Source organism: Amycolatopsis sp. cmx-11-12 (genome assembly GCF_046269425.1).
GTDB lineage: Bacteria > Actinomycetota > Actinomycetes > Mycobacteriales > Pseudonocardiaceae > Amycolatopsis.
The window spans coordinates 111,987-127,907 of sequence record NZ_JADNQM010000024.1 but is presented as its reverse complement, the minus strand read 5'-3'; the positions used below and the strand labels follow the sequence as shown (position 1 = coordinate 127,907).

At 67.4% G+C, this 15,921-nt stretch carries 14 protein-coding genes; 8 read left to right on the top strand and 6 right to left on the bottom strand.

Features of this window, described 5'->3' with window-relative positions; all coding sequences use genetic code 11:
- The first annotated feature begins 106 nt into the window (after positions 1 to 106).
- The 6 genes from ACLARN_RS28860 (at position 107) to ACLARN_RS28835 (ending at position 5,921) form a co-directional block, all read left to right on the top strand.
- Positions 107 to 679 (top strand): hypothetical protein, encoded by a 573-nt coding sequence (locus ACLARN_RS28860; RefSeq protein ID WP_409494615.1) that lies wholly within the window; start codon positions 107 to 109, stop codon positions 677 to 679.
- 476 nt (positions 680 to 1,155) lie between these two features.
- Positions 1,156 to 1,563, top strand: a complete 408-nt coding sequence (locus tag ACLARN_RS28855; RefSeq protein WP_409494614.1) for a CoA-binding protein — start codon at positions 1,156 to 1,158, stop codon at positions 1,561 to 1,563.
- A 280-nt stretch (positions 1,564 to 1,843) separates the two neighbouring features.
- Positions 1,844 to 2,626 (top strand): IclR family transcriptional regulator, encoded by a 783-nt coding sequence (locus ACLARN_RS28850; protein WP_101610986.1) that lies wholly within the window; start codon positions 1,844 to 1,846, stop codon positions 2,624 to 2,626.
- A 1-nt stretch (position 2,627) separates the two neighbouring features.
- Positions 2,628 to 4,319 carry an L-lactate permease gene (locus ACLARN_RS28845; RefSeq protein ID WP_409494613.1) on the top strand — a complete coding sequence of 564 codons (1,692 nt, stop codon included), beginning with the start codon at positions 2,628 to 2,630 and terminating at the stop codon, positions 4,317 to 4,319.
- A gap of 251 nt (positions 4,320 to 4,570) precedes the next feature.
- A complete protein-coding gene (locus ACLARN_RS28840; protein ID WP_409494612.1) occupies positions 4,571 to 5,443 on the top strand; it encodes a nuclease in 873 nt (290 codons plus the stop codon).
- A gap of 76 nt (positions 5,444 to 5,519) precedes the next feature.
- Positions 5,520 to 5,921, top strand: coding sequence for a sigma factor-like helix-turn-helix DNA-binding protein (locus ACLARN_RS28835; protein ID WP_409494611.1), 402 nt, complete (start codon positions 5,520 to 5,522; stop codon positions 5,919 to 5,921).
- A 128-nt stretch (positions 5,922 to 6,049) separates the two neighbouring features.
- On the opposite strand, the gene ACLARN_RS28830 is transcribed toward ACLARN_RS28835, so the two are convergent.
- A complete protein-coding gene (locus ACLARN_RS28830; protein ID WP_409494610.1) occupies positions 6,050 to 7,318 on the bottom strand; it encodes an RNA polymerase sigma factor in 1,269 nt (422 codons plus the stop codon).
- A 193-nt stretch (positions 7,319 to 7,511) separates the two neighbouring features.
- Entirely contained in the window at positions 7,512 to 7,928 is a 417-nt protein-coding gene (locus tag ACLARN_RS28825) for a YciI family protein (protein ID WP_409494609.1), read from the bottom strand.
- Between the two features lie 134 nt (positions 7,929 to 8,062).
- Between ACLARN_RS28825 and ACLARN_RS28820 the strand changes: the two genes are divergently transcribed.
- Positions 8,063 to 9,067 carry a small ribosomal subunit Rsm22 family protein gene (locus tag ACLARN_RS28820; RefSeq protein ID WP_409494608.1) on the top strand — a complete coding sequence of 335 codons (1,005 nt, stop codon included), beginning with the start codon at positions 8,063 to 8,065 and terminating at the stop codon, positions 9,065 to 9,067.
- Between the two features lie 71 nt (positions 9,068 to 9,138).
- Here the strand turns inward: ACLARN_RS28820 and ACLARN_RS28815 are convergent, their stop codons facing one another.
- Both ACLARN_RS28815 and ACLARN_RS28810 read right to left on the bottom strand, forming a co-directional pair.
- Entirely contained in the window at positions 9,139 to 10,053 is a 915-nt protein-coding gene (locus tag ACLARN_RS28815) for a LysR family transcriptional regulator (RefSeq protein WP_409494607.1), read from the bottom strand.
- A 260-nt stretch (positions 10,054 to 10,313) separates the two neighbouring features.
- On the bottom strand, positions 10,314 to 10,937 hold the full coding sequence (locus ACLARN_RS28810) for a sigma-70 family RNA polymerase sigma factor (RefSeq protein ID WP_409494606.1): 624 nt from the start codon (positions 10,935 to 10,937) through the stop codon (positions 10,314 to 10,316).
- Between the two features lie 301 nt (positions 10,938 to 11,238).
- Between ACLARN_RS28810 and ACLARN_RS28805 the strand changes: the two genes are divergently transcribed.
- Positions 11,239 to 12,426: a beta-1,3-glucanase family protein gene (locus ACLARN_RS28805; RefSeq protein WP_409494605.1), complete on the top strand. Its 1,188-nt coding sequence runs from the start codon at positions 11,239 to 11,241 to the stop codon at positions 12,424 to 12,426.
- 381 nt (positions 12,427 to 12,807) lie between these two features.
- Here the strand turns inward: ACLARN_RS28805 and ACLARN_RS28800 are convergent, their stop codons facing one another.
- Complete coding sequence (locus tag ACLARN_RS28800; RefSeq protein ID WP_409494604.1) at positions 12,808 to 15,009, bottom strand: terpene synthase family protein; 2,202 nt, start codon at positions 15,007 to 15,009, stop codon at positions 12,808 to 12,810.
- Positions 15,010 to 15,114: 105 nt separating this feature from the next.
- Entirely contained in the window at positions 15,115 to 15,885 is a 771-nt protein-coding gene (locus ACLARN_RS28795) for a DUF3800 domain-containing protein (RefSeq protein ID WP_409494603.1), read from the bottom strand.
- Positions 15,886 to 15,921: the final 36 nt, after the last annotated feature.

Here is a 15,921-nt window from a genome sequence, read left to right as displayed (position 1 = left end):
TGCCTCGTCACCATGGCCCGCACAAGACGCCCGTTCCACTGGCCGGTACGGCGAGATTAGGCCGAAAGTGTCTTGTGCGACCGCGATCATCACCTAGCCTGCTCCCATGTCCGACTGGTCCCTCTCACGGGCGAAGACGAGGATCGACCGGCGTGAGGAGCTCGACGAGCTCACCGCACGCATCCGCTACGAGGTGCGCGTGCACCTCAACGAGCCCGCGGCGCACAACGCCTACGACGAGCTGACCGACATCTTCGCCATCGGGCACGCGGAGTGTTCGGCGCTGCTGAAGCACCGCCGCGTCCTGCCGCTGTGGGAACGGCTGCTGCTCGGGCGCTACACCCGCCGCCTGTACGGCAAGGCGATCGCGGGAACCGTCGGTGACCTCCCCGCCGACGCGGGACCCGCTCCCGCGACCGCGTTCGGCCCGGAGATCGCCTCCCTGGCCCCGGATTCCGGCGACACCGGCGCGAAATACGACATGCAGGGCCGCGGCCTGGTCAACGTCTTCCGGATCGCCGCCGGGAGGCACGGCGAGAGCTGGCCGGACCGCCACGACGTCGCGACGACGTCCGCGCGCAGTGTCCTGACCTGTTCCGCGGTCTTCCTGCGGCGCCGCGCCTGGCACGTCGTCTGGCCGGTGTACCGGGTGCGCGGCCTGCGGCTCTGGAAACTCTAGGAAGACCAGGGGCTGAAAGGGCTTTCACCTCGGCCGCTGAGGTACATGAAGGCCCCCTTCCTTGCGCCTAGTGTCCTGAGTCCGAAGTTCGTGTAGCAAGTACGCGGGCAAGCACGGTGACCCCGTTCGCCGAATTCGCGTGCTTGGAGCCGTGACTCGCGTGCTTGAAGGCGGATCTCGCGTGTGCGGTCTCCAAGCACGCGAGATCCGCCTTTGAGCACGTTAGTGCGGGGCTTGATCCAGGTTCCCGCTGGACGCACGACCCTCCGGCGCAGGGCACTAGGCGCAAGCAAGGGGTCCTTCATGTACTTGGGAAGGCGTGAAGGCCGCGTTTCCTCGGCTGAGCCGAGGGAAGGAGGCCTTCACGTGCCATCGTTGTGACTGGTGGGACCAGTGGTGCTACCGGTGAGTGTTCCGGGTCCGTGCGAGGAAGGCCCTCCAGGAATTCCCGCGCGCCCGGCGTGGTTGAAACCGGTATGACCGATCGCGCCACCGAGATCCTCGCCGGATCGAAGACGATCGCCGTCGTGGGGCTGAGCCGCGATCCGGCCAAGGCCTCGCACGGGGTCGCCGCCGTGTTGCAGGCACACGGGTTCCGGATCATCCCCGTCCATCCTTCGGCCGACGAGCTGCTGGGCGAGAAGGCCTACCGCTCGCTCACCGACATTCCGGAGCCCGTCGACCTCGTCGACGTCTTCCGTCCGGCCGCGGACACTCCGCCGATCGCCGAACAGGCCGTCGCGATCGGTGCGAAGGCGCTCTGGTTGCAGCAGGGAATCGTCTCCGCCGAGTCCCGCCGGATCGCCGAAGAAGGCGGTTTGGACTACGTCGAAGACCGCTGCACGGCGGTCGTCCGAGCGGTCGCGAACCTCTCGGTGCGTTAGAAACGGACTCCGAGCCGAACCCTCGCCGCGATTTTCCGGCGAGGGTTCTTTCATATCCGTGAACAGAAAAATGACCCTTGAAGTCATACGCCGAATCGGAACCGACGAAGGGATTGGTCCAAACCGGTGATCTTGACGGGAAGCCCCCGAGCTGGGAAAACTTGTCCGGTCGACAGTTTGTTAAGAAACCTTCCCAACGTTGGACCGAGCTGTTAACGTCCGAATCCGCTTAGCGGCAACAGGTACCGGCCATCGGTACCCCGGTCCAACGGAGGGCGAAGTGGGCACACCACGGGGCCTGGATTCCAGTGGCACACTCGAGCGCGGACTAGCGGTTCTCGAGCACGTCGGCCAGAACCAGGAGATTTCCACCAACGCGATCGCCAGGCAACTGGGTCTCTCCCGGAGCGCCGCCTACCGCATCGTCGGCACCCTCAAGAACCTCGAATACCTCGAAGCCGATCGCGCCACCGGCCGCGTGCGGCTCGGTACCCGGCTGGTCGAACTCGGCGCCCGCGCGATGGCGGCGACCGATCTCCACCGCTGCGCGCCGCGGTATCTCGCGTCGCTCGCCGAACGGAGCGGGGAGACGACGTACCTCGCCGTCCCGGACAACGACACGATGGTCTACGTCGCCACCGAACGCAGCGCCAACGCCGTCACCCTGGCCTGCCGCCTCGGCACCCGCCGTCCGCAGCACGCGACGTCGCTCGGCAAGGCGTGGCTGGCGGCGCTGCCCGAACAGGACCGCGTCGAACGCATCCGCCGGATGAAACTCGACAGCCTCACGCTCAAGACGATCAACGACCCGGCCCGGCTGCTCGACGACCTGGCCAGGACGAGCCGTCGCGGCTGGGCCGTGGACGAGGTCGAGAACGAGCCCGACGTCGGCTGCGTGGCCGCCGCCGTCCGCGACCACACCGGACGGCCGATCGCGGCGATCAGCATCGCGGGCCCGGCCGGCCGCGTGCTCCGCCGGACCGACGAACTCGGCGCGACCGTGGCGGGCACGGCCGCCGCCCTGTCGCTCCGGCTGGGTTACGTGCGGGCACAACGGGGCTGAGGTGGGCTGGCTCCAGGACTACCAGCCGGCGGGCGGGCTGTGGCTGTCCGCCGCGCTGGCGGCGTTGCCGATCATCGTGCTCCTGGTGACGCTGGGCGTCCTGCGCCGATCGGCGCATCTTTCGGCGGCGCTGGCGCTGATCACCGCGCTGCTGGTCGCGGTGCTGGTGTACCGCATGCCCGCCGGGCTCGCCTTCGACTCCGCGGCCATGGGCCTCGTGTTCGGGGTGTGGTCGGTGGCCTGGATCGCGTTCCACGCCGTGTACTTCCACAACGTCACCGTCGCGACCGGACGGTTCGACAGCATCAAGGCGGTCCTCGCCGGGTTCAGCGAAGACCGCCGCCTCCAGGCGCTGTTGATCGCGTTCGGGTTCGGGGCGCTGCTGGAAGGGATCGCGGGCGGCGGGTCACCGATCGCGATCACCGCGGCGATGATGGCCGCGCTCGGCTTCCCGCCGGTGAAGGCGGTCGTGCTCGCGCTGCTGGCGAACACCGCGCCGGTCGCGTTCGGCGGCCTCGGCAACCCGCTGATCGTGCTGGGCAGGCTGACCGCGCCGATCCTCGATATGAAACAGGAACAGGCGACGGAACTGTTCTCGTCGATGGTCGGGCGCCAGCTGCCCTTTCTGGCGCTGATCGTCCCCGGTTTCCTGATCGTGGTTCTCGCGGGCTGGAAGCGGATGGTCGAGGTCTGGCCGGCCGTGCTGACGGCGGGTCTGTCGTTCGCGGTCATGCAGTTCGTCACCTCGAACTTCATCAGCCCCAGCCTCGTCGACGTCGTCGCCGCATTGGCCGCGATGGCTTCACTGTGGATCCTGACGCGGTTCTGGCAGCCGTCGGCGGTTTGGCGTTTCGACGGCGAAGAACCGGTGACGGCAGGAGCGAGTCTCGGCGCGGCGAAGGCCGAACGCGGCGCGCTGTACGCGTGGGCGCCGTACATCGTCCTGATCGCGGCGATCTTCCTTTCCCGCATCGGCACGATCTTCAAGAACCTGCCGCCGTGGCTGGACCTGACCGCGTTGCTGCACAAGGCCGACTGGGTGTTCGCCTGGCCTGGACTGCACAAGGAGGTCGTCCAGCACGCGCCGATCACGCCGAAGGACACGCCGTACGCGGCGACGCTGACCGTCGATTTCCTCTATTCACCGGGAACCGTGGCTTTGATCGCGGCGATCGTGGCGGGTTTCGCGATGGGCGCGAAACCCGGTCTGCTGCTGGCGACCTACCGCCGGACACTGCATCAGATGCGGTGGGCGCTGGCGACGATCTTCATGATCCTCGCGATCGCGTTCGTCATGAACTACTCGGGTGCGACGCAGACCCTCGGCCTCGCGCTGGCGACCACCGGCGTGCTGTTCCCGTTGTTCTCCGCCTACATCGGCTGGCTCGGCGTCTTCCTCACCGGCTCGGACGCGTCGACGAACAGTCTCTTCGGGCCGATGCAGGTGATTTCGGCGCAGCAACTGGGTGTCGACCCGATCCTCGCCGGCGCCACGAACACCTCCGGCGGCGTGATGGGCAAGATGATCTCGCCGCAGAATCTGTCCATCGGCGCCACCGCGATCGGACAGTCCGGGAAGGAAGGCGCGCTGCTGCGGCAGACGTTCCTGTGGTCGGTCGTGCTGACCGCCGCGGTCGGGGTGATCTCGCTGCTTCAGGCGACCGTGCTGAGCTTCATGATCCCTGGCCCGTGAGCCGGATCAGCCCGGCACGGGCTCGCCACCGTGCGAACGGACGAGATCGGACAGTTCGTCGTCGGTGACCGGGTCACGCCAGCGGTACGGGAAGTCGGCCATGCCGCCAGCATCCCCGAAGTGATCATTTCGCACCAATCATTTGAAGATCCCCGAGAATGTCCACAATGGTCATCTGATCTTTACCGGCGACTGCTCTGGATGGATGAACGGATGGTTCGTTCATCCGAATGAGAACTACCGTTGTCCTCATGCCCATGACGCTGATCAAAGGTACGTTCCAGCTTGTCGGAGCCTCTCCGGACGGCGATTCGGTGCGGTTCTATCCCGAAGACCCCCAGGCGACCAAGAAGGCGGGACTGAAGGTCCGGCTCAATTCCCGGGGCGGGATGCAGTTGCGGCTCGACGCGATCGACGCGCTCGAAACGCATTACCAGGCCAGGGGAACCGGCGGGATGTGGCACCAGCCCGCGGAATTCGCCGACGCCGCCGCGGCGAACCTGCTGAAGGCCCTCGGCTTCAAAACCGTCGAACGCGACGAACGGGGAAGGGTCACTTCCTCGACCCCGATCAAGGTACCGGGTCACATACTGACGCGATTCGCGGACAAATACGGACGAGCGGTGGCGTTCGCCTTTCCCGGACAACGGCCGGGAAGGTCGGCGGACCTTTCCAAGGTCCATCTCGACGTCAAAACGCTGAAGAACTCCGCGAACCACCGGCAGGTCGCGGACGGACTCGCCTACCCGACGTTCTATTCACTGCTTTACCCCGATCTCCGTGACGCCTTGGCCGAAGCCGCGGGCAAGGCACGCCAAGACGGGCGCGGGCTGTGGCCGCACGACGTCACGAACTCCGGGTTCAAGCTCTCCTCGCGGCGGCAACTGGCCGACGATCTGGTGATCCTGCCGAAACTGTTCCGGCGGCTCGTCGACTACCTCGCGCTCGACGAAAGCGGCGGGGTCTCCTTGACCGGGTTCTCCGACTTCCTCGATTCCCGCAACGACCGGCTGTTCACCGTCCCGGACGGGCACGCCACGGAATTCGAGACCTTAGTGAGCGTGAAGCGACAGACCGTGAACCTGACGATCGAACCCGAGCGGATCGTGTTCATCGAGGCCTGAACCCCCGATGTAGGCAAAAAGACCGTACCTCCCTCCCCCTCCGCCGTGCTCATCTGAAAGGTGGGAGAGGGAGCCGATGCGGATGGAGACAGCCTCGACACTCAGGGACGCCGTCCACGTCCTGGTGGTGCGCTACTGCCGGGCGCGGATCGGACGACGGGCGGGAACCTACGACACCGCCGACGCGGTCGCGAAGAACTGTTGCCTCGCGATCGTCGCCGGCGCCAGTGACGTGCCCGCGCTCCTCGCGTTCGCGTACGACGTCACGCGCGGCCACGTCGACGACTTCCACCGGACCGCCGCCGAACTGCCGAACCCGCTTTCGGGGCTGCCGGGGCAGCAGCGCGAGATCATGGTGCTGCGGTCGCTCGTCGGGCTTTCCGCCGACGACACCGCGCTGGTGCTCGGCTGCTCCGTCCAGGCCGTCCGGCTGGGCCAGCACCGCGCCATGACCGCCCTGCGCCCCGCCCCCGCCTGACCACCGCAACTCGGCACCTACTCGCGGTGGTTCGTGCTGCGTACCACCGCAACTCGGCACCTACTTGCGTTCGATGCCGTGCGTACCGGCCGGTATCCGGCGCAAGTAGGTGACTAATTGCGAAGGGATCAGGGGGCGCAGTCGGCCGCCCGGTTCAACAGCAGGGTGCGCTCCCGGTCGTTCCCGGTCATCTCGGCCGCGCGTTCGAACTCCGCACGGGCCTCGTCGAGACGGCCGAGCTTCGCCAGGAAGTCGCCGCGCACGCTCGGCAGCAGGTGATACGACTTCAGCGCGGGCTCCGACGTCAGTTTGTCGACGACCTCGAGCCCCGCCTCCGGCCCGACGGCCATCGACAGCGCCACCGCCCGGTTCAGCTCGATCACCGGCGACGGGTTCAGCTTCCCGAGCCCTTCGTACAGGACCGCGATGCGCCCCCAGTCGGTCTCCTCGCCTGTCCGCGCCCGCGCGTGACAGGCGGCGATGGCGGCCTGGGCCGCGTAGACGCCGAAAGCGCCGCCCGCGAGCGACTCGGCCAGGTCCAGCGCGGCGAGGCCGCGGCCGATCAGGAGCCGGTTCCACTTGGCCCGGTCCTGGTCCATCAGCAGAACCGGCTCACCGTTCGGCCCGACACGCGCGGCGGACCGTGAAGCCTGGATCTCCATCAGCGAGACGAGCCCGTGCACCTCGGGTTCCTTCGGCATGAGCCCGGCGAGGATCCGGCCGAGCCGCAGCGCCTCCTCGCACAACCCCGGCCGCATCCAGTCCTCGCCCGCCGTCGCCGAATAGCCCTCGTTGAAGATCAGGTAGATCACTTCGAGCACGGACGAAAGCCGCGCGACCCGATCCTCGCCCTCGGGCACCTCGAACGGCACCTTGGCGTCGCCGAGCGTCTTCTTCGCCCGGACGATCCGCTGCGCGATGGCGGTTTCCTTGGCGAGGAACGCCCGCGCGATCTCGTGCGTCTGGAGCCCGCCGATCATCTTCAGCGTCAGCGCCACCCTGGCCTCGGTCGAGAGCACCGGGTGGCAGGCGGTGAACACCAGCCTCAGCAGATCGTCCTCGATGTGGTCGTCGAGGCCCGAGGTGAAGTCGGGCTCCTCCTCGAACTCCTGCTCGCGGCCGATCTCGCCGAGTTTCCGCTCGTACCGCTCGTTGCGCCGGAAGGTGTCGACGGCGCGGCGTTTCGCCGTGGTCATGAGCCAGGCGCCCGGATTCCTCGGGACGCCCGACTCAGGCCACTGTTCGAGCGCGGCGACCAGCGCGTCCTGCGCCAGTTCCTCCGCGAGGCCGACGTCGCGCGTCATCCGCGCGAGACCGGCGATGAGGCGGGCCGATTCGATCCGCCACACCGCGTCGATCGCCGACCGGGGGTCTGCTGTTGCCGTCACGCCGACCAATCAACATCGTCGGCGCGACGACCGCAACCCTGGGCCGTGTCCTGCAAGTCTTGTTCGCGGTCTTCGCGCCCAGGCGGCCCCTGACGGCACGAGCGGATGCGCCCGAGTACAACCCGGTACGAGGCCGATCCGCCCGCACCGTCAGGAACCACCTGGATCACGAAGCCCATCGAACAGACTTGCAGGACGCGGCCTAGTTCGCCTCTGCCTGCTCCCGCAGCTTCTGCTCGTGCTCGACGATCTCGGGGGTGGCGTTGTCGAAATCCTCCATCTCGGCGATCCGCCGGATCTCGATCTCGCCCTCACGGAACGGAGCGCGCTTCATCCATTCGACGACCTCGGCCCGGTCCTTGACCTGGAGGATCCAGAAACCCGCGATGAGTTCCTTGCTCTCGGCGAAGGGACCGTCGACGACCCTGGCCTCGGTGGTGCCGGAGTACTGGATACGGAAACCGTCGGCGCTGGGGAGCAGTCCTTCACCCGCGAGCATGACGCCGGCCTTCACCAGCTCCTCGTTGAACTTCCCCATCTCCTGCAACTCCTCGGCACTCGGCTGAGCACCGGCCACGTCGGTCTTCTCGTCGCTCTTGACAATCACCATGAACCGCATCTCGCGTCTCCGTTCCCGGCGGGGCTCGTCCCTGCCACATCTACGCGTCGATCGGGCACCTCGGGTTTCGACACGGTCCCCGAAACTTTTTCCGCGAGTATTCGAGCAGCCACGAAACCGCAGGTCAACCACACATGGAACAATCACCCGCCGTGGCCGCTCTCCCTTCAGACCTCAGCTCAGCCCTCGACGCAGAGCTGGGCAAGTACCCGCAGACCAGGCTGACGCAGTCCGTCGAACGGCTCTCCGCGCGCTACCGCGAGAACAACCCCGCGAGCGCGCCCATCCTCTCCTCTGAGGTCGACATCGCGGCGTACGCGGGCTACCGGATGCCAGCCACCTACGCGGCCGTACACGCTGTCCTCGCCGAAGCCGCCCTCCGCGCTCCCGGGTTCGCTCCGCGCACCCAGATCGACGTCGGCGGCGGCACCGGTGCAGCGATCTGGGCGGCGGCCGACGTCTGGTCGTCGTTGGAGGAGAGCACCGTCGTCGAGCAGGTCCCGGGCGCGATCGCGCTGGGACGGCGGCTCGCGGGGAACGCCGGTGGCAAGGCCGTCCGCGGCTCGACCTGGCGACGCGGCCTGATCGACCCGGCCGCGCCCGCGCCGGACGCCGACCTGGTGACCCTTTCCTACGTCCTCGGCGAACTGCCCGAAGCGCGACGGGCCGACACCGTCCGCTGGCTTTCGGCGAAGGCCGGGATGCTGGTGCTGATCGAACCCGGCACCCCCGCGGGCTACGAACGGATCGTCGAGGCCAGGGATCAGCTCGTCGAACTCGGCCTCTCCCTGGTCGCGCCCTGCCCGCACGAAGGCGCCTGCCCCATCCCGCGAGGTAAGGACTGGTGCCATTTCTCCGCCCGCCTCCCGCGCACCGGCCTGCATCGCCAGCTCAAGTCCGGGACGCTCGGCTTCGAGGACGAGAAGTTCTCCTACGTCGTCGCCTCACGCACGACTCCGGAGCGCGCCGAGGGCCGGATCCTGCGGCATCCGGTCAAACGCAAGGGCATGGTCAGCCTGTCCCTATGCGCCGAAGCCGGGCTCACCGAAACGATCGTCACCAAGCGGCACGGCCAGGCCTACCGCGCGGCCCGCGACGCCGAATGGGGCGACGCCTGGCCAGAGCCGTCCACGTCGTGAGTGTCGCGAAAGCCACTTTCGGGACATCAGACGCCGCGAAAGTGGCTTTCGCGACAAGGACCACCGGCCAGTCAGTCCACAGTGGACGGGCGGGACCGCCGCACCAGACCGCCGATGACGGTGAGCAACGCGCCGAGCGACGGATTGTCGTTGCCCCGCCGCCACATCAGTTCGAGTTCCACCGGACGGCCCTCGATGCCGTCCACCGGACGGAGCACGACGCCCTCGAACCGCAGCGCGGCCGCCGCGGCGGGCACCAAGGCGACGCCAAGTCCCGCCTTGACCAGTGCGAGCACCGTATGCACCTGACTGGGGTACTGCGTGTACTCCGGCAGCACCCGCGCCGCGCGGAACACCGCCACGAGCACGTCGTGGAAATACCGGCTCTCCGACGGCGAGTACATGATGAACGGCTCGCCGTCGAAATCGCGGATATCGGGATTTTTCTTGCGCCGCGCCAAAGGATGCGCCGACGACAGGGCCGCCAGCAACGGTTCCCGCCACAACGGCAGGGTCACGATGTCGCCGCCGGTGACCGGCGGCCGGATCATGCCGAGGTCGATCCCGCCCGCCAGCAATTCCTCCACCTGCGCCGCCGTCACCATTTCCCGCAGCACCAGATCGACTCCCGGCAATTCGGCGTTCGCCGCGGCGAGCACGCGTTCGAGGTACGAATACGCCGCGGTGGCGGTGAAACCGAGGGTGACGACCCCGGCCTCCCCCTTCTTCGCCCGGCGGACGTACAGCGTCGCCTCTTGCGACGAGCGCAGTATTTTCCTTGCCTCGGCGAGAAAAACCCGTCCGGCGGGTGTCAGCCGGACCGTGCGGTGCGTACGGTCGAAGAGCTCGACCCCCAGTTCACGCTCCAGCAACTGGATCCGCCTGCTCAGCGGCGGCTGGGTCATCGAAAGCCGCTCCGCCGCACGGCCGTAGTGCAGCTCCTCGGCCACCGCGACGAAACTCACCAGCTGCTCCAAGGAGAACACCTATCCAGTCTAGGTATCAATCGAGTGCGAACAAGCGCCGAATCGGTATCGTTCCGCACCGCTTCCGCCTCGGGAGAACACCAATCGTCCGTTCAGCCGGTTCCGGCTTCCCCATCCGCGCCTAGGGTTGGAAACAAGCGTTCGTGGCTCAGGCCCTCGGCGACGGCGCCGACGGCGAGCTCTGGAGGGGCCATGTGCGTTCGCATTCTCGAAACCCGGACCAAGCGGGAGAATCCGCTTTTCCGGCTGTTGATCCGTATTCAGCTCAAGGCGTCCTGGCGCTGAGCGCAGGCACGCAGCCTGCTGATCGCCCGGTGTTTGGTCACCCGCACACGTGACGAGGTCGTGCCGAGCGCCGCGGCGGTCTCGTTCGACGTCAGCTGGCCGATCACCCGCATTCCCAGCACTTCCCGGTGGGAGACCGGCAGCATCCGCAGCAGCCTGCCGAGCCGGACCCCGAGGTCGTCCCGCAGGGCGCGCTCTTCCGGTTCCTCCGCGGCGACGCCGGGACGCTCCGGGAGTTCACCGGTCGGTACCTGCTTGTTCCGTGCCGCCTTCCGGAAGACGTCGGCGACCTTGTTCGCCGCGATGGCGCGCAGGAGAAACAGGAAGGAACCGCCGCGCAGTCCGTAACCGGGAACCGCGACGAAGACGGCGAGACAGATTTCCTGTGCGACGTCGGCCGGTTCGAGATAGGTCAGATCGCGGCCGCTGAGCCGGGTTTCGGCGTACTGCCGCGCCCAGGGCGCGAGGGCGGCCATGAGGTCGTCCATGGCGTGGACCTCACCGCCCGCCGCGGACTTGGCGAGGTCGTCCCAGCCCGCGGGGGAAATCCACGTCTCACCCTCGCCGGTTCTTCGCACCTCGAAAACGTCGTCACTCATGCCCTGCTCCCCACGGCCGAGAGAAACTCTGTCGCCGGGGTCCAGGACGCAACGCGGACAACCGTAGTCGAGGAATCCGGCCACCTCAATCGAGGAGAAGTCGGCGACAATTGTCCGCCTCGGCGTGAAACCGGACAGGTTCCCACTGATGGTCTAGACATGTTGGTACTCGCGACGTAACTTTCCGTGCTGAGACCCCTCGCCAAGGTCCAGCCAAGGCCGGGAACGCGCCCCCGGCCGACATCCGCAAGCACCGCCGCGTCCAGCGTTCGCGCGGCGGGATTCAGCCGAGGAGTGAACTGTGCGCATCCGTCAGAAGATCCGGCGCGTCTTGACCGCGTTGGCGGTCGCTCTCCCCCTGGTCACCGGCGTTTCGGCGCTTTCGGCGCCCACTGCGGTCGCCGCGGGCCCCGATCCGCTGCCGCTGACCGTCACCAACGATTCGAACCGCTCGGACGCGGTCTACCTCTACGTGCTCGGCACGAACCTCAACACCGGCAAGCTCGGCTACGTCGACGCCGGCGGCGCCTTCACCCCGTGGCCGCCCGGCGCGAACCCGCCGAGCCCCGCGCCGGACGTCGCGATCACGGGCCCCGGCAACGGCGGCTCGACGACGATCAAGATCCCGCGGATGCTCTCGGGCCGCGTGTACATGTCCTTCGGGCAGAAGATCAAGTTCTTCCTGACCCCGGACGGGCTGGTGCAGCCGGCGCCGTGGGCGGATGGCGACCCGAACCGGGACATCCTGTTCGACTGGAGCGAGTTCACCTACGACAACGGCGGACTGTTCATCAACAGCTCGCAGGTCGACATGTTCAGCGTCCCGCACGCGGTCGGGCTGACCAACGGCGCCGGCGCGAACAAGGAGGCCGGACGCCTCAAGCCGGGCGGCCGCGAGAACATCTTCAACGCCATCCAGGGCCAGTCCGGGTTCTCCAACCTGGCCCACAACCGGCTGCGGGTCCTCGCGCCCGGCAAGGGTCTCGACTCCGGCAAGTTCAGCGGGACCTACCTCGACGGTTACGTCACGAACGCCTGGAACACCTACAAGTCGACGCCGCTGACCGTGGTCCCGTTCGAGGCCGAACCCGGCAAGAAGTTCACCGGCCGCACCGGCGGGGACGACGTCATGCGGTTCACGAACACCTCGGGCGCGACGGTGGCGTCGTTCAGCAAGCCGAGCACCCGTGACGTCTTCAACTGCGACGGCCGGTTGCAGGCGCCGAACGACCAGGTCGTCGGCCCGATCGCGCGGACGCTGTGCGCGGCGCTGCACCGGTCGACCCTCGGTTCCCTGCACACGCAGCCGACCTACGACGCGGGCCAGTTCTACAAGCAGCCCATCACCGACCACTACTCGCGGATCGTCCACGAGCAGATGGTCGACGGGAAGGCGTACGGATTCGCCTTCGACGACGTCGGGCACTTCGAGTCGCTGGTGCACGACGGCGACCCGCGCACCGCGCGGATCATCCTGACCGCGTTCTAGGGGTCAACGCACCGTCGCGAGCCTTTCGCGCGACCGTGGCGCGAAAGCCACTTTCGGGACATCAGATGTCCCGAAAGTGGCTTTCGCGACATGTTCACCGGGGAGTCGGCCGCCCCGCGAGCGTCCACAAAGGACAATCCGTGCGATAAAATTGCCCGATTTAGGCAATTTGCACGGTTTCGCGAGGGGTCGCGAGTGGCAAAGAGGGTTATTGAGGGGTAGGGCAAAGGTGGCGTCGGAAGGGGTGTGTGGAAATAGGGACGTTGAGTGTCCCTATTTCCACACACCCCCCCTTCCGGATTCTGGCGATCACCGGGACACGGTCCAGCAGCGCGACCGGTGACCGGCACCGCCCTCGAAGCGCACACCTCAGCTGAAGCCTCAGTGCGCCCCGCTCCCGATCCGCCAGGCCGACAAGCCGATCCCACTCGGTTCGAGCGAGAACACCGGCGGCTCGGGAGTGCGGGCGCGTTCCAGCTCGTGCGGCATGTACCGCACGCATTTCCGGTGCCATTCCAGGATTCCCGACATCCAGTACTTCATGTAGTCGGCGTATCCGATCAACGCGGCGCGGGCCTCGTCGTCGAGCCCGAGGTCGTCGCACATCCGCGGCAGACCCTCGTCGGCGAGCTGCTCGAACTGCTCCATCCGCGCGTTCATCAGCTTGGCGGCGTAGTCCCTGGCCTGGAACCGGTCCACGTCGAGGAATCGCTCGACGACATGGACCAGGTTGTGCACCTCGCCCTCGTATTCGATCTCCTTCTGGTACGAGAACAGGTCGTTGGTGAACGCCGCGTAATCCTGCGCCGCGGTGTCGAGTTCGTGCAGGATCCGGTTCTGGAAGATCTCCGGCGTCACGACATCGCCGAGTTCGAGGAGGGCGAGACTCTTCGTCAGGTCCGAACCGAACGTCCGCCGCCGCATCTCCACGTAGTCGACCGGATCGGGGATCCGGTTCTGCGCCTGGTTCGCCACCTCCCAGACCCAGCTCGCGGTCATGCTCTCGACCGCCCGCCGGAACTCCGCCCGCGCGGCAGGGCTCAGCGGTCCCGCGGTGCGGTTCCACAGGTCGGCGAGCCCGAGTTCGACCGGATTCGTCGGCCCTGGCACCGGCTCACCGTCGAGCGGCATGAACAGGGAGAGCCGGTCGCTGCACAGCTTCGCCGCGACGGGGTCCCGCCGCATCCCGAAGATCAGCGGGAAGTAGTCGTCGCCGTAAGTGCCCCAAGCGAGCCAATCCGACGACAGTTTCAGCCGTTCGAAGTCCGCGTCGGCGTGGATCATCGCCGCGCAGTGCGGGAAGTCGAAGCCGCGGAACCGGCGCTCGTCCCAGACCGCGCCGTGCGCCGGGTCGAACATGCCCATCGCCCGCGCCCAGGTCGGGGCGTACTCGCGCGCGGCGGCGAGATGCGGGCTGGTGCAGATCGGGTACGGCATGCGGAATTCGGGCAGCGGCAGGTGTCCGACCGGCGCGAACGGCGCGGGCGCCTGCTGCCGCGTCCGCTGGACAAGGCCCAGCCGGTTCGGCGAGAGCCGCAGCGACTCGGTGCCGAGCCCCGTCGGGCCGTTCGCGCCGGAGACGGGGCCCTCGTTCATGTACCGGCTCGATTTCGCGTGCCATTCGTGGCCGCCGGACTGCCAGTCCTGCAAACCCTTGACGTACAGGCCGATCCGGATCTGTTCCGGCAGCGGGACGTCGTGTTCGGCCAGCAGCGCGGGCATCTCGACGAGCGCGGTGTTCTCGAACTGCTGCAACCGCGAGGTCAGCAGGTCGTTGGTGAGTTCGGCGGCCTCCTGCGTCGAGCAGTCGAGGAACTTCTCGAAGACGAGGACCGCGTTGGAGTTCTCACCTTCCTCGCGGACTTCGCGCTGGTAGGAGAAGAGGTCGTTACGCAGGTGGACGGCGTCGGCGAAAGTGTCGCGCAGAACCTCCAGCGGCCTGGTCGCCGCGACCTTGTCCGGCACTTCGGCGCCGACCGCGTACTCGATCAGGTTGGCCGACCACGGCGCCCCGCCGACGCGGCGGCGCATCTGGATGTACTCGATGGGGTTCGCGATACGGCCGCGGTCGATGTTGTCCAGTTCCCAGAGCGATTCGACCATCAGGTTGTGCGTACTGGTGACGAAACGCCGCCGCCAGGCTTCCGTCATCGACGGGATGGTGCGCGCCCAAAGGTCTTTGAGTCCGGCTTCGGCGGGATTCTCCGGTTCCGGCGGCGTTTCCCCCGGCCCGGTCATGAACAGTTCCAGCCGGTCCAAATAGGCCTTGGCGCCTTCGGTGTTCCGGGTGTATTTGAATTGCGCGAGGAAATCGTCGTCGAAGAAGAACACCCAGACGTACCAGTCCGTGACCAGATCGAGGGACGGGCCGTCACAGTCCGGATGAGTGTGTGCGCAGAGCAGCGCGTAATCCATTTTCGCCAGCGCCTGCTCGGTCCAGACGACGTCGCCGGATGGGGCGGGCGAATCGAGCATGCCCATTTTCCTGGCCCACGCCATACTGTGCGCCCGCGCCGCTTCCAAGTGCGGGTTTATCCGCGCCGGATGCGGCACGTAGAACTCGGGCAAGGTGAAAGCCTGCATCTGCGAGTGCCTCCCGGACGGGGTGTCGAATACGACTCGACATTTCCAGCCGCCCGGCACGCGGGGCAACGGCCACCTGAGCGATTCGGCGTACCAAGGAGTGAATCAGTTCCAGAGGGACGCCGAGTCGATATACGGCGCGAGGAGTTCCGTCAATACCGCGTCACCGTTCCCGTTCAGTTCGTCCTCGGCGATCCGCCGGGCGACACCGACCAGGAAATCGGCGACCTGCACCCGCGGATCGGTCCGCGAGTCCACGAACTTCAGCCCGGCCAGACCCGGACTCGCCTCGATTTCGGCGAGCCGTTCCCCCTTGAGCGACGGCTGTTCGTCGTGGACGAGGAAGACCGGCTCGCCGTCCTCGCTCCAGCGTCCGACGGCACGGAGGATCGCGGGGACCAGCGGATCGAGGACCTTGGCCTCACGCAACCCGGCCACCTTCGCCCGCAGTCGCGGCGTGTCGCCGGCCAAGGCGAAGAACGATCCTGCCGCCGGATCCCGCCGGTTCCTGGTCCGCAGCACGTCGTTGAACGCGGCCAGGAGTTCGTCGTCCGGTGCGAGGTCCGGGCCGACGAGCGCGCGGAGTTCGTTCGCCAGCAACAGTTTCTTGTCCACGAGATACACATGCGCACGTCCGCGGACCGGACCCGACGGGCCGAGGAACCCTTCGAGGACCCGCCGGTGCTTCGTGCGGAGCAGGTGGTTGGCCTTGTACTCGACCGCCGGCGAACGGATCCTGCGCCGCAACTCGACCAGGCAGGCCGCGGCGTCCTCGATACTCAGCCGGACCCCCGCGTGCGCGAACACGTCGGTCTGCCCGCCGATCAGTTTCTCGCCCTCGGACCCGGACTCGTCGCAAGCGATCTCCAGGGGCACGCCGCGGATACTGCCTGATGAGATCGACGGCGTCGA

Bases quoted from the DNA above. Each gene is read 5' to 3' on its own strand.
- ACLARN_RS28825 (WP_409494609.1), bottom strand. From the start codon at position 7,928: ATGCGGTTCATGGTGATTGTCAAGAGCGACGAGAAGACCGACGTGGCC.
- ACLARN_RS28800 (WP_409494604.1), bottom strand. From the start codon at position 15,009: ATGCAGGCTTTCACCTTGCCCGAGTTCTACGTGCCGCATCCGGCGCGG.
- ACLARN_RS28860 (WP_409494615.1), top strand. From the start codon at position 107: ATGTCCGACTGGTCCCTCTCACGGGCGAAGACGAGGATCGACCGGCGT.
- ACLARN_RS28855 (WP_409494614.1), top strand. From the start codon at position 1,156: ATGACCGATCGCGCCACCGAGATCCTCGCCGGATCGAAGACGATCGCC.
- ACLARN_RS28835 (WP_409494611.1), top strand. From the start codon at position 5,520: ATGCGGATGGAGACAGCCTCGACACTCAGGGACGCCGTCCACGTCCTG.
- ACLARN_RS28810 (WP_409494606.1), bottom strand. From the start codon at position 10,937: ATGAGTGACGACGTTTTCGAGGTGCGAAGAACCGGCGAGGGTGAGACG.
- ACLARN_RS28840 (WP_409494612.1), top strand. From the start codon at position 4,571: ATGCCCATGACGCTGATCAAAGGTACGTTCCAGCTTGTCGGAGCCTCT.
- ACLARN_RS28820 (WP_409494608.1), top strand. From the start codon at position 8,063: ATGGAACAATCACCCGCCGTGGCCGCTCTCCCTTCAGACCTCAGCTCA.